Raw genomic sequence first — 11,614 nt, forward strand, 5'->3', positions numbered from 1 at the left:
TCACCCCACTGCCGCGGGGCGCCTCAGGCGAACTCCGTGGGGACGGCCGCGTACCCCCTGCCGAGGTGCAGGGCCTCCTGGGGGAGGCTGGCGACGGCGGTGGCGTGGCGCTCGCGGGCGGCGGACAGGGGCTCCCTGCCCACGACCTGCCCGTCACGCACCAGCTCGTGCAGCAAGGGGATGCCGCCTTCCGGGGCCAGGCCGCCGGTGGTGATCAGCTCGGTCTCCACGTTGCCCGTCTCGTCCAGGAGCCGGTACGCCTGCTTGCGACCTCCGCGCGACGGCTTGCCCACCGAGCGCTTGGCCACGGCCTCCAGCTTGCCCATGGCCGTCTCCCTCGCCACCAGCTTGTACACCAGGGCCGCCGTGGGCACGCCGGAGCCGGTCACCAGGGACGTGCCGACGCCGTAACCGTCGACGGGGGCGGCGGCGAGCGCGGCGATGGCGTACTCGTCCAGGTCGGAGGTGACCAGGATGCGGGTGTCGAAGGCCCCGAGCGCGTCGAGCTGCTCGCGCACCTCCTGCGCGGCGGCGGCCAGGTCGCCGGAGTCTATGCGGACCGCGCCCAGCTCGGGCCCCGCCAGCTCCACGGCCGTGCGCACCGCCTCGGTCACGTCGTACGTGTCCACCAGCAGCGTCGTCTTGCGGCCGAGCGAGGCGATCTGGGCCTCGAACGCGTCCTTCTCCGAGTCGTGCAGCAACGTGAACGCGTGCGCCGCCGTACCGGCCGTGGGCACGCCGTAGACGTACCCGGCCATGAGGTTGGAGGTGGAGGCGAAACCGGCGATGTACGCGGCCCGCGCGGCGGCCACGGCGGCGCCCTCGTGGGTGCGGCGCGAGCCCATCTCGATGATCGGCCGCTTGCCCGCGGCGTTGGTCATGCGGGAGGCTGCCGAGGCGATGGCGCAGTCATGGTTCAGGATCGACAGCGTGAGGGTCTCCAGCAGCACGGCCTCCGCGAAGGTGCCCTCCACGATCATGATCGGGGAAGCGGGGAAGTAGAGGTCGCCCTCGCGGTAGCCGTAGACGTTCCCGGAAAACCGGTAATCGGCGAGAAACGCCAGAGTGTCGTCGTCGACGACATGCCTCTGCCGCAAATAGGTGAGTTCTTCCTCACTGAAACGGAAGCGTTCTAGCTCGTCCAGGACACGTCCTGTCCCGGCGACAACCCCGTAGCGCCTGCCACCCGGCAGATGTCTGGCGAACACCTCGAAAACGGCGCGCCTGTGCGCCGCCCCGCTCCGGAGCGCCGCCTGGAGCATCGTCAGCTCATAGTGATCTGTGAGCAACGCAGTGCTCATGGTCATTGTCACGACTCGAAGACTACGGCCCAGATAGGGCAGACTCGGGGATGTGGGTAGCACCGCTCCAATCGCCGTTGAGCGTCCGTCATCGGACGTCCGACCCGATCTGCCATGGGTGACCATCGTCTGGAACGACCCGGTCAACCTCATGTCCTACGTGACCTATGTCTTCCAATCGGTCTTCGGCTACACGAGGGAGAAGGCCGAAAAACTCATGCTGGACGTACACCAGAAGGGCAAGGCCGTCGTGTCCAGTGGCACGCGGGAAGAGATGGAACGCGATGTGCAGATTCTCCACTCCTACGGCCTGTGGGCGACGGTCCAGCCGGATTCGGTCAAGTGAGGCACATGAGGTCAGTGAGGCGGCGCGGGTGACATCGGGGTTCTCGCCGGGCAAGGGCGGCGTCGTCGTCGCGGAGTTCGAGGCCGCGGAGGTCTCGCTCCTGCGCTCGCTCGTGTCGATGATGCTGGGCATCGTGGAGCCGGGGCGGACCAGCGACGACCCGCTGGAGCGGGCGCTGGGCATCGGCGAGGGAGAGGCGCCGACCGACCCGGTGCTGGCCAGGCTGTTCCCGTCGGCGTACGAGGACGAGAAGGATTCGGCGGAGTTCCGCCGCTACACCGAGGCCACCCTGCGCGACGGCAAACGGTCCGACGCGCAGACCGTCTTCGACACCGCCAGGTCCGGCCGCGCGGAGCTCACGCCCGAGCAGGCCCAGGCCTGGCTGCGCTCGCTCAACGACGTGCGCCTGACGCTCGGCACCAAGCTCGACGTGACCGAGGAGGTCCACGACGAGATCGCCGTGATGTCCGAGGACGACCCCCGCTACCCGGCCTACCTCACCTATGACTGGCTGACCTACCTCCAGGACAGCCTGGTCCGGGCGCTCTGGTAACTTCCGGGCATGCTGTCGATCTCGCAGGAACTGGTGGACAAGATCGTCGCCCATGCCCGTGCCGACCACCCCGACGAGGCGTGCGGGGTGATCGCGGGCAAGGACGGTGTCCCCGAGCGGTTCGTCCCCATGGAGAACGCCGAGCGCTCGCCCACCTTCTACCGTTTCGACTCCATGGAGCAGCTGCGCGTCTGGCGTGAGATGGACGACCGCGACGAGGAGCCCGTCGTGATCTACCACTCCCACACGGCCACCGAGGCGTACCCGTCACGCACCGACGTCTCCTACGCCTCCGAGCCGAACGCCCACTACGTCCTGGTCTCCACGCGGGACGAGGTCGAGGTGGAGTTCCGCTCCTACCGGATCCTCGACGGAGTGATTACTGAGGAAGAGGTAAGGTTTCTCCCATGATGGCCAGGCCGGTGCAGAGCTTCCTCTTCGCGCATACTCCGGCTGTCGTTGTGTACGACTGTCATTAGCCCGGAATCCCCATTCAGCCATCGGTGTTGCTGCCGATGGGACGACGACCTGATCTGAGGAGACTGAGCGCGATGGCCATCGAGGTTCGCATTCCGACCATCCTGCGTAATTACACCGGCGGCGCCAAGGCCGTCGACGCCGAGGGCGCCACCCTCGAAGAGCTGATCAGCAATCTGGAGTCGCGCCACCCCGGCATCAAGGAGCGCCTGGTCGACGCGGGCAGCCTGCGCCGCTTCGTCAACGTCTACCTGAACGACGAGGACGTGCGCTTCCTGGGCGGCCTGGGCACGCCGCTGTCCGACGGCGACACGGTGACCGTGCTGCCTGCCGTCGCCGGCGGGTGACATGCGGTTCGACTCGCTGATCGACTCGGTCGGCCGCACGCCCCTCGTGGGGCTGCCGCGCTTGTCGCCCTCCGCCGACGTGCGGATCTGGGCCAAGCTCGAGGACCGCAACCCGACCGGGTCGATCAAGGACAGGCCCGCCCTGTGGATGATCGAGGAGGCCGAGAAGGACGGCCGGCTCACGCCCGGCTGCACGATCCTCGAGCCCACCAGCGGCAACACCGGCATCTCGCTCGCCATGTCGGCCAAGCTCAAGGGCTACAAGCTGATCTGCGTGATGCCCGAGAACACCTCGGAGGAGCGCCGTCAGCTCCTGCGCATGTGGGGTGCGGAGATCATCTCCTCGCCCGCGGCGGGCGGCTCCAACGAGGCCGTGCGCGTGGCCAAGGAGCTGGCGGCCCAGAATCCCTCCTGGGTGATGCTCTACCAGTACGGAAACCCGGCCAACTGGCGCTCGCACTACGAGACCACCGGCCCGGAGATCCTCGAGGACCTGCCCACCGTCACCCACTTCGTGGCCGGGCTCGGCACGACGGGCACGCTGATGGGCGTCGGGCGGTTCCTGCGCGAGCGGGTGCCGGGCGTGCAGATCGTCGCCGCCGAGCCGCGTTACGGCGAGCTGGTCTACGGGCTGCGCAACGTCGACGAGGGCTTCATCCCCGAGCTCTACGACGAGTCCGTGCTGACCACCCGCTTCTCCGTGGGCTCGGCCGACGCGCTGCGGCGCACGCGCGAGCTGCTGGCCTCCGAGGGCATCTTCGCCGGCGTCTCGACCGGCGCGGCGCTGCACGCGGCGCTGGGCGTGGCCAGGAAGGCGGTCAAGGCGGGCGAACGCGCCGACGTCGTGTTCGTGGTGGCCGACGGCGGCTGGAAATACCTGTCCACGGGCGCCTACGAGGGCACCCTGGAGGAGGCGGAAGAGCGCCTCGAAGGCCAGCTCTGGGCCTGAGACAGCATGAGACAGGCGGCCGGTCCACGAAGGACCGGCCGCCTGTCTCATTCGTTGAAGCCGCTCAGTTGAACAGGAGCCGCAGCGAGAACGTCGCCTCGGTGTCGGTCTGCGTGCCACTCATCCCGACGGCACGCAGCACCTGCAGGTTGGCCTTGTCGTCGCCCTCCATGGACTTGAGGTAAAGGCTCTCCACCTTGTCCAGGTCCACGAAGACGGCGTAGTTGGCGTCGTCCGCGTTGGGGATCGCCGTCTGGAACGTCTCCGAGTCGCCCAGCGTGCCCTCACCGGCCAGCTGCTTGGCGTACTCGTCCGTCGTCGCCACGGTGAAGACGCCGTCGCCGGCGACCTTGGCGATCTGCGGCGCGGTCTGGCCCTGGGAGGTCAGCGCCTTCTGGACCTTGTCGACGATGGCCTGCGCCTTGGCCGGGTCGGTGACGATGCGCACGCCGCCCTTGATCTGGTCGCCGCCCAGGCCCTGGCTGTCCACGGCGAGCGTGAAGTTCTTGCCGAAGATCGTGGCCAGGTCGCCGGGCAGCTGCAGCCCGAGCTGGCTCTGCGCCTGCTCCAGCATCTGCTTGACCTCGGCGCCACCGGTCGCCGCGGCCTGCTTCTGGATCTGATCCCACTGCTTGGTGACCATCTGGTCGAGGCCGGAGATCGACACGGCGGCCGCCGTCGTGGCGGGCAGCGTGCCCAGGCTGGCCTTGGGCAGGTCGCCCTCGGGGGTCATGCCCTTGGCGCCGCGCACGAGGCCGGCGAGCTCGACGTACGCGCTGTCGAAGCGCAGCGCGCCGGCGAACCTGGCGTCCTTGACCTGGTCCACGAGGGCGGCCTGCTCGGCCGGGACCTCCTTCTTGGCCACCTCCATGAGCCCGCCCATGTCGGCCCAGAACGACAGCACGCCCTGCTCGCCGACCGCGCCCATGTCGTCGTTGAACTCGGCGTTGTCCGCCAGGCTGCCCTCGGACTTCGCGTACTTGTCGGCCAGCTCCTGGGTCGAGCTCAGCAGCGCGTAGTCCTCGCGGAAGGCGAGGCCGTACTTCTCGTCCTTCATCAGCTTGGCGATACCCGCCTTGGCCTGCGCCTCGTCCTTGATCTGGACGGCCACCGCGAAGTCGGGCTCCTCCTTGCCCGAGGGCACGGCGGCGAAGCCGACCCTGCTGCCCAGCCAGGGGTCGACGTCCTTGGCGAAGTCGACCTTGGACTCGGAGTCGGAGTTGATCGTGTCGAAGAGCGCCTTGCGCGGGTCCTCGCCGGTGAAGGAGTCCTTGGTGACCGTGAACTTCCTGGCGATCTGGAACAGCGCCAGCTTCTGGTTCGCGGCCGGGTCAAGGTCGAGCCGGGCGTAGGCGATCGAGTTGGCGGGCAGGACCTCGTTCGGCTGCGTGCCGCCGCCGCCGATGGCGCCCATGGCCCACACGGCGCCGCCGCCGAGCAGGATCACCGCGAGCGCGGCGGCCGCGGCGACGATCCAGGTCTTGCGGCCCTTCTTGGCCGGCTGCGCCGGGCCGAACCCCTCGGGACCCTGCTGCTGCCAGCCGCCCTGGGCGTACTGGTCGTTCTGCCAACCTTGCTGCTGCTGTTCCTGCTGCCAGCCCTGGCCCTGCTGCTGCCAGCCCTGCTGCGGTTGCTGCTGTTGCCAGCCGCCCTGGGCCTGCTGCTGGGCCTGCTGCTGGCCCTGCTGCCAGTTCTGCTGCTGGCCGTACGAGCTCTGCTGCCCGTAGCCGGCGTCATGGGTGGGCTGCTGCTGCCCGTAACCCTGCTGCGGGTTGTACGGCTGCTGCTGCCCGTAGGACGCCTGCTGGCCGTAACCCCCCTGCTGGTAGGGCTGCTGCGGCGGGTACGGCTGTCCCGATGACTGAGGCATCGTCGGGGGGTTCTCCGGCTGCTGCCCCTGGTTCCAGTTGTACGCCGTGGTCCGGTCGGGATCTTGGCCGTAGGGGGGATTATTCGCAGACATCACTCAACTCACAATGTGGACTTTTGACCACAGAGAAGTTAGCTGATGTTGCTAGACGGGCGCTTGCAATGTGCTGAAGTGAGATTCACACCCTGCTGAGTTCCTTTCTGAGCGCATTGATGTGGACCTCGCCGGTTCCGTAGTCGGCGACGCACGACCACGGCACGAATGTGCAGCCCACATAGACCAGACGGGACAGCGTGCGGGAGAACCAGGACGCGCGGTCCTGGTTGTCCCGGGTGAGACCGAGCAGCAGCGGCGCGCGGCGGCTGGAGACGATCAGTCCGTAGACGGTGTGGCTCTTCTGGAGCTCGCCCTTGTGCTTGATCACGCGGATGTCCACCACGTGGCCGACCCATATCCCGTCGGAGTCCCAGACGGACTGACCGAGGAGTTCGGTGACACTTGCCATGATCGAACTTTCTCAACCGGATCACGTTTTCGCAGGTAGGCACGCTGATGAGGGGATGTCATAGACTATGCGAGCGCTAGAACATAATTCCGGAGTTGAGGCAGGCGCGGATGACCAAGTTCGACGAGGCGACTCAGGCGATCAGGATCGACGAGGGGACGTACGACGTGTGCCTCGACCCCGGATACGCGATCGGCGGCCCGCTCAACGGGGGCTACCTGATGGCCGTGATCCTGCGCGCGGCGGTGGACGCCTCGCCGTTCGAGCATCCGGTGAGCACGACGGCGCAGTTCCTGAAGGCGCCGGTCGCCGGGCCCGCGCAGGTCAGGATCGAGCCGCTCAAGGCGGGCAGGACGGCCGCGTTCGCCAGGGCCACGCTGGTGCAGGACGACGTGGCGCACATCGAGGGACTGATCACGACGGCCACGTTGAACGAGGTCGAGCCGATTTATGCTGAAAAACCGGCGTACGACATGCCCAGCATCGAGGACTGCGCCAAGCTCCCCGACCCCAAGCCCGAGTCGGGCATGAACCTGAACGCCCGGATGGAGCTGCTCTTCGACCCGCCCACGATCGGCTGGCTGAAGGGCGAGCCCAGCGGCAGGCCGGAGTCGCGGGCGTACTTCAGGATGGCCGAGCCGCAGGACCCGGACCCGTACGTGCTGGCGCTGGCCGTGGACGCGCTGCCGCCGGTGGTGTTCTCGGCGGGCGCGCGGGGCTGGGCGCCGACCGTGGACCTCACCTGGCACCTGCGGGCGCTGCCCGCCCCCGGCTGGCTCACCCTGCTCGGCAGCGGCCGGCTGATCTCGGACGGCTGGTTCGACGAGGAGGTCGAGGTACGCGACTCCACGGGCCGCCTCGTCGCCCAGTCGCGCCAACTCGCCCGGGTCGGACGCGGCTGACCGGCCCGGATGTGACCAACGCAACACCGCCGCACGCCTGCGTGGCGTACCTGTGAGCATTCTTACGCAGAGTTGATCGTGCAGGTCGCCTACCCTCTAGAGCGTGCCGGACGCGAGTATTGGGATCTTCGACAGCGGGGTCGGCGGCCTGACGGTCGCTCGCGCGATCATCGACCAGTTGCCCCATGAGTCCATTACGTACGTGGCCGACACGGCCCGTCAGCCGTACGGGCCGAAACGCATCGCGGAGGTCCGCGCCTACGCCCTGGAGGTGATGGACCACCTCGTCGAGCACGGCGTGAAGATGCTCGTGATCGCCTGCAACAGCGCCAGCGCCGCGGTGCTGCGCGACGCCCGCGAGCGTTATGACGTGCCGGTCGTCGAGGTGATCCAGCCCGCCACCAGGCGCGCGGTGCGAGCCACCCGTACGGGCAGGGTCGGCGTGATCGCCACCAGGGCCACGATCGAGTCCATGGCCTACCACGACGCCTTCACCGCGGCGCCCGACGTGCACCTCACCGGCGTGGCCGCCCCACGCCTGGTGGAGTACGTCGAGCGCGGGGAGACGATGAGCGACGAGCTCATCGAGGTCCTGGGCGAGTACCTGGAGCCCATCAGGGCCGCCGGGTGCGACACCCTCATCCTCGGCTGCACCCACTACCCGCTGCTCACCGGCGCCATCTCCTATGTCGTCGGCGACGGTGTCACGCTGGTCTCCAGCGCCGAAGAGACGGCCAAGGACGTCTATCGGATCCTGCACGACCGCGATCTGGCGGCAGGAGGCGAGGCCACCCCCCGGCACCGCTTCCGCGCCACCGGCGACTCCCTGCTCTTCGCCCGGCTCGGGCGACGTTTCCTGGGGCCGGAGATCGATGTGGTCGAAGTCGCACCAGTGGGGGGTACTACCTCTAACGGCCACTCGGCCGCGCCGGTGTCGGGACTGAGAAGCGACGACACCGGGTTCCTGCGGCCGGGTCGCGACGCGGAGCGTCGCATCGGGAAGGAGCCCACATGAAGGTGACCATCGTCGGGTGCTCGGGCAGCTTCCCCGGGCCCGACAGCCCCGCGTCCTGCTACCTCCTCGAGGTCGACGGGTTCAGGATGCTGCTCGACCTCGGCAACGGGTCGCTCGGCGCGCTCCAACGCCACATCAGCCCGTACGAGGTGGACGCGATCTGCCTGTCACACCTGCATGCCGACCACTGTCTCGACCTGTGCTCCTACCACGTGGTCCGCACGTACGGGCCCGGCGCGCCGTACCCCACCGTGCCCGTCTACGCGCCGGCCGACGCGCCCGCCCGGCTGTCGGCCGCCTACGGGATGCCGGACGAGCCTGGCCTGGAGACCGCGTTCGACTTCGTGCCGCTGGCGCCGGGCTCGTTCGAGATCGGGCCGTTCACGCTGACCGCCGGGCTGGTCAACCACCCGGTCGAGGCGTACGGCTTCCGCGTGACCGGCGGCGGCCGGTGCGTGGCCTACTCCGGCGACACCGGCGAGTCGAGCGAGCTGGTGAAGCTGGCCACGGGCGCCGACCTGCTGCTGTGCGAGGCGTCGTTCGTGGAAGGCCCGGACCTGCCCGCCGACCTGCACCTGACCGGCCGCCAGGCCGCCCGGCACGCGGCCGAGGCCGGCGTCGACCGGCTCGTGCTCACCCACCTCGTCCCGTGGAACGATCAGGCCACCGTGCTCGAGGAGGCGATGGGAGGCGGTTTCGGCGGCCCGATCGAGCTGGCCCGCAGCGGGGCGGTCTACGACCTGGCCTGAACCTGGGTGAAGTCGCGCATGCGGGGCAACGGGGAGAACAGCAGCGGCACGAAGGTCAGCAGCCGGGCCGCCATGATCACCCACAGGGCCTCGCGCACCCCGATCTGCTGGGCCAGAAGGCCGCCGAGCAGCGCGCCCAGCGGCATGATGCCCCAGGTCACGAACCTCACCGACGCGTTGACCCGGCCGAGCAGGTGCTCGGGGGTCACGGTCTGCCGGTAGGTGATCTGGCCCACGTTCGACAATGTCGCGCTCCAAGTGAGCGCGATCGAAGTGATCGCGAAGCACACCACGCGCCAGTCGGCCTGCGTCATCGGCAGCAGCAGGCCGAAGGGCGAGCCCAGGGTGACCGCCAGCCAGGTCATCCTGGCGGTGCCGTACCGCCTGGACAGCCACGAGCCGGTCAGGCCGCCGATCAGGCCGCCGATGCCGCCCGACATGAGCAGCAGGCCGATGGTGCTGGGGGGCAGCTTGACCACCTGGGCCAGGAACAGCACCGACAGGCCGAGCACGGCGCTGGTGCACAGGTTTCCGGCCACCGTCGAGGTGGCTAACATGCGCAGCAGCCGGTCTCGCCACAGGTACGAGAGGCCCTCGCCGATGCCGCGCAGCAGCGGGGTGCGCTCGGCGACGGCGGGCGGCTTGTCGGGGACCTTGATCGTGCCCAGGAAGAGCACCGAGGCGAGCGCGCCGAGCGCGGTGGCGAACAGCGTGCGCGGCGCCCCCAGCAGCTGCACCAGCGCGCCCCCCACGGCCGGCCCGGACAGGAACGAGCCCGACCGCACGATCTCCAGCTTGGAGTTGCCGTCGCTGAGCTGCGCGGTGCCGACCAGCTCCGGCAGGTACGTCTGGTCGGCCACGTCGTTGAAGACCTGGGCCACGCCGGCCAGCAGCGCGACGGCGAACATCAGGCCGATCGTCAGCAGCCCCAGCTCCGCGGCCAGCGGGATGCTCGTGAGCAGCAGGAACCTGACCAGGTCGGAGACCAGCATCACGCGCCGCCGGCGCATGCGGTCGACCCACACCCCCGCGGGCAGGCCGATCAGCAGGAACGCCGTCGTCTGCAGTGCTGACAGGACCCCGATCTCCACCGGACCGGCATTCAGCGCGAGCACGGCAGCCAGAGGGAGCGCAACACGGGAAATATTCGCCCCGAGTTCACTGGCAACGTGCGAACCGAGGAACCGGAGGAAGTCAGGGTTACGCAACACCCCCGTTGTCATTGCGTAAGGATCCATGTGGCGGACACATTTGGTCAAGAGTGTCGTGGCGCGGAGATAGGGTGATCTGCATGTCCCGACAGGATGGCCGCAACCCTGACCAGCTTCGTCCCATAACCATCACCAGGCGTTGGCTCGCCCACGCCGAGGGATCAGTGCTGGTCGAATTCGGCAACACGCGGGTGTTGTGCGCGGCCTCGGTCCAGGACAGCGTTCCCCGGTGGCGCAGGGGCAGCGGTCAAGGGTGGGTTACGGCCGAATACGCCATGCTGCCCAGGGCGACCAATACTCGTAACGATCGCGAATCGGTCCGCGGCAAAATCGGCGGCCGGACCCACGAGATTTCCCGGCTGATCGGGCGTTCGCTCCGCGCTTGCGTCGATTACAAAGCGTTGGGGGAAAACTCCATTCTGCTCGACTGCGACGTGCTGGACGCCGACGGCGGCACCAGGACCGCCGCGATCACCGGTGCCTATGTCGCGCTCGCCGACGCGATCGCCTGGATGCGCGAGCGCCGGATGTGCCCGGGCGAGCCGCTGATCGGCTCGGTCGCGGCCGTGTCCGTCGGGGTGGTCGGCTCGGTCCCGATGCTCGACCTCTGCTACACCGAAGACGTCGCCGCCGAGACCGACATGAACGTCGTGATGACCGGCGAGGGCAGCTTCGTCGAGGTGCAGGGCACCGCCGAGGGCGCCCCCTTCGACCGCGCGGCGCTCAACCAGCTCCTCGACCTGGCGGCGGGCGGCTGCGAGGAGCTGGCGCTGATCCAGCAGGAGGCCCTGGGCTCATGAGGATCGTCCTGGCCACCCGCAACGCGGGCAAGATAGCGGAGCTGCGCCGGATCCTGTCCGGGTTCGACATCGTCGGGCTCGAGGAGTTCCCCTCGATCGGCGAGGTCGCCGAGACCGGCGTCACGTTCGAGGAAAACGCGCTGCTCAAGGCGCACGCCGTGGCTCAGGGGTCGGGGCTGCCCGCGGTGGCCGACGACTCGGGGCTCTGCGTCGACGTGCTGGGCGGCATGCCTGGCGTCTTCTCCGCCCGCTGGTCGGGGCGGCACGGCGACGACCAGGCCAACCTGGACCTGCTGCTCGCGCAGGTCTCCGACGTGCCCGCCGACAAGCTGACCGCGCACTTCGCCTGCGCCGCCGCGCTGGCGCTGCCTTCGGGGGAGTCCCGGGTGGTGGAGGGCGCGCTCCAGGGTCACCTGATCTCCGCCCGCCGGGGGTCCAACGGGTTCGGCTACGACCCGATCTTCGTCCCCGACGGCGAGGAGCGCACGACGGCCGAGATGTCGCCGGAGGAGAAGGACTCGATCAGCCACCGGGGCCGGGCCTTCCGCGCGTTGGAGCCCCTCGTACGCGATCTGCTCAGCTCGTAACC

Annotated in this window: 14 protein-coding genes; 10 read left to right on the forward strand and 4 right to left on the reverse strand. The window is 69.0% G+C overall.

Features of this window, described 5'->3' with window-relative positions; all coding sequences use genetic code 11:
- Positions 1 to 23: 23 nt before the first annotated feature.
- Positions 24 to 1,307: a nicotinate phosphoribosyltransferase gene (locus ACIBI9_RS34360; RefSeq protein WP_397228224.1), complete on the reverse strand. Its 1,284-nt coding sequence runs from the start codon at positions 1,305 to 1,307 to the stop codon at positions 24 to 26.
- 46 nt (positions 1,308 to 1,353) lie between these two features.
- Here ACIBI9_RS34360 and clpS point away from each other — a divergent pair, with 46 nt between their 5' ends.
- The 5 genes from clpS to ACIBI9_RS34385 all read left to right on the forward strand — a co-directional run bounded on the left by clpS (position 1,354) and on the right by ACIBI9_RS34385 (position 3,973).
- Positions 1,354 to 1,647 (forward strand): ATP-dependent Clp protease adapter ClpS, encoded by a 294-nt coding sequence (gene clpS / locus ACIBI9_RS34365; RefSeq protein ID WP_394495657.1) that lies wholly within the window; start codon positions 1,354 to 1,356, stop codon positions 1,645 to 1,647.
- 28 nt (positions 1,648 to 1,675) lie between these two features.
- Positions 1,676 to 2,200, forward strand: coding sequence for a DUF2017 domain-containing protein (locus tag ACIBI9_RS34370; RefSeq protein ID WP_397228226.1), 525 nt, complete (start codon positions 1,676 to 1,678; stop codon positions 2,198 to 2,200).
- 9 nt (positions 2,201 to 2,209) lie between these two features.
- Entirely contained in the window at positions 2,210 to 2,611 is a 402-nt protein-coding gene (locus ACIBI9_RS34375; RefSeq protein WP_397228228.1) for a Mov34/MPN/PAD-1 family protein, read from the forward strand.
- A 140-nt stretch (positions 2,612 to 2,751) separates the two neighbouring features.
- The gene (locus tag ACIBI9_RS34380) at positions 2,752 to 3,024 is read left to right on the forward strand and encodes a MoaD/ThiS family protein (protein WP_185071430.1); all 273 of its coding nucleotides are present in this window, start codon (positions 2,752 to 2,754) and stop codon (positions 3,022 to 3,024) included.
- Position 3,025: 1 nt separating this feature from the next.
- On the forward strand, positions 3,026 to 3,973 hold the full coding sequence (locus tag ACIBI9_RS34385) for a PLP-dependent cysteine synthase family protein (protein ID WP_397228230.1): 948 nt from the start codon (positions 3,026 to 3,028) through the stop codon (positions 3,971 to 3,973).
- Between the two features lie 64 nt (positions 3,974 to 4,037).
- On the opposite strand, the gene ACIBI9_RS34390 is transcribed toward ACIBI9_RS34385, so the two are convergent.
- Together ACIBI9_RS34390 and ACIBI9_RS34395 are read right to left on the reverse strand one after the other, a co-directional pair.
- Positions 4,038 to 5,936 (reverse strand): hypothetical protein, encoded by a 1,899-nt coding sequence (locus ACIBI9_RS34390; RefSeq protein WP_397228474.1) that lies wholly within the window; start codon positions 5,934 to 5,936, stop codon positions 4,038 to 4,040.
- 85 nt (positions 5,937 to 6,021) lie between these two features.
- Positions 6,022 to 6,348 (reverse strand): hypothetical protein, encoded by a 327-nt coding sequence (locus ACIBI9_RS34395; protein WP_397228232.1) that lies wholly within the window; start codon positions 6,346 to 6,348, stop codon positions 6,022 to 6,024.
- 110 nt (positions 6,349 to 6,458) lie between these two features.
- Here ACIBI9_RS34395 and ACIBI9_RS34400 point away from each other — a divergent pair, with 110 nt between their 5' ends.
- The 3 genes from ACIBI9_RS34400 (at position 6,459) to ACIBI9_RS34410 (ending at position 9,014) form a co-directional block, all read left to right on the forward strand.
- Positions 6,459 to 7,250 (forward strand): thioesterase family protein, encoded by a 792-nt coding sequence (locus ACIBI9_RS34400; protein WP_397228234.1) that lies wholly within the window; start codon positions 6,459 to 6,461, stop codon positions 7,248 to 7,250.
- Positions 7,251 to 7,353: 103 nt separating this feature from the next.
- Entirely contained in the window at positions 7,354 to 8,265 is a 912-nt protein-coding gene (gene murI, locus ACIBI9_RS34405) for a glutamate racemase (protein WP_397228236.1), read from the forward strand.
- Entirely contained in the window at positions 8,262 to 9,014 is a 753-nt protein-coding gene (locus ACIBI9_RS34410) for an MBL fold metallo-hydrolase (protein ID WP_397228238.1), read from the forward strand. The genes murI and ACIBI9_RS34410 overlap by 4 nt, the downstream gene beginning before the upstream one ends.
- Here the strand turns inward: ACIBI9_RS34410 and ACIBI9_RS34415 are convergent.
- On the reverse strand, positions 8,999 to 10,252 hold the full coding sequence (locus tag ACIBI9_RS34415) for an MFS transporter (protein WP_397228240.1): 1,254 nt from the start codon (positions 10,250 to 10,252) through the stop codon (positions 8,999 to 9,001). The genes ACIBI9_RS34410 and ACIBI9_RS34415 overlap by 16 nt on opposite strands.
- A gap of 53 nt (positions 10,253 to 10,305) precedes the next feature.
- Here ACIBI9_RS34415 and rph point away from each other — a divergent pair, with 53 nt between their 5' ends.
- Positions 10,306 to 11,025: a ribonuclease PH gene (gene rph / locus ACIBI9_RS34420; RefSeq protein WP_397228475.1), complete on the forward strand. Its 720-nt coding sequence runs from the start codon at positions 10,306 to 10,308 to the stop codon at positions 11,023 to 11,025.
- Positions 11,022 to 11,612, forward strand: a complete 591-nt coding sequence (gene rdgB, locus ACIBI9_RS34425) for an RdgB/HAM1 family non-canonical purine NTP pyrophosphatase (protein ID WP_397228242.1) — start codon at positions 11,022 to 11,024, stop codon at positions 11,610 to 11,612. Before rph ends, rdgB begins: the two co-directional genes overlap by 4 nt.
- Positions 11,613 to 11,614: the final 2 nt, after the last annotated feature.

It is taken from the genome of Nonomuraea sp. NPDC050451 (genome assembly GCF_044458585.1).

What these genes read in the sequence shown, in the direction of transcription:
- ACIBI9_RS34360 (WP_397228224.1), bottom strand. Translation starts at nt 1,307, where the DNA reads ATGACCATGAGCACTGCGTTGCTCACAGATCACTATGAGCTGACGATG.
- ACIBI9_RS34375 (WP_397228228.1), top strand. Translation starts at nt 2,210, where the DNA reads ATGCTGTCGATCTCGCAGGAACTGGTGGACAAGATCGTCGCCCATGCC.
- ACIBI9_RS34380 (WP_185071430.1), top strand. Translation starts at nt 2,752, where the DNA reads ATGGCCATCGAGGTTCGCATTCCGACCATCCTGCGTAATTACACCGGC.
- ACIBI9_RS34385 (WP_397228230.1), top strand. Translation starts at nt 3,026, where the DNA reads ATGCGGTTCGACTCGCTGATCGACTCGGTCGGCCGCACGCCCCTCGTG.
- ACIBI9_RS34390 (WP_397228474.1), bottom strand. Translation starts at nt 5,936, where the DNA reads ATGTCTGCGAATAATCCCCCCTACGGCCAAGATCCCGACCGGACCACG.
- ACIBI9_RS34395 (WP_397228232.1), bottom strand. Translation starts at nt 6,348, where the DNA reads ATGGCAAGTGTCACCGAACTCCTCGGTCAGTCCGTCTGGGACTCCGAC.
- ACIBI9_RS34400 (WP_397228234.1), top strand. Translation starts at nt 6,459, where the DNA reads ATGACCAAGTTCGACGAGGCGACTCAGGCGATCAGGATCGACGAGGGG.
- ACIBI9_RS34410 (WP_397228238.1), top strand. Translation starts at nt 8,262, where the DNA reads ATGAAGGTGACCATCGTCGGGTGCTCGGGCAGCTTCCCCGGGCCCGAC.
- ACIBI9_RS34415 (WP_397228240.1), bottom strand. Translation starts at nt 10,252, where the DNA reads ATGGATCCTTACGCAATGACAACGGGGGTGTTGCGTAACCCTGACTTC.
- rph (WP_397228475.1), top strand. Translation starts at nt 10,306, where the DNA reads ATGTCCCGACAGGATGGCCGCAACCCTGACCAGCTTCGTCCCATAACC.
- rdgB (WP_397228242.1), top strand. Translation starts at nt 11,022, where the DNA reads ATGAGGATCGTCCTGGCCACCCGCAACGCGGGCAAGATAGCGGAGCTG.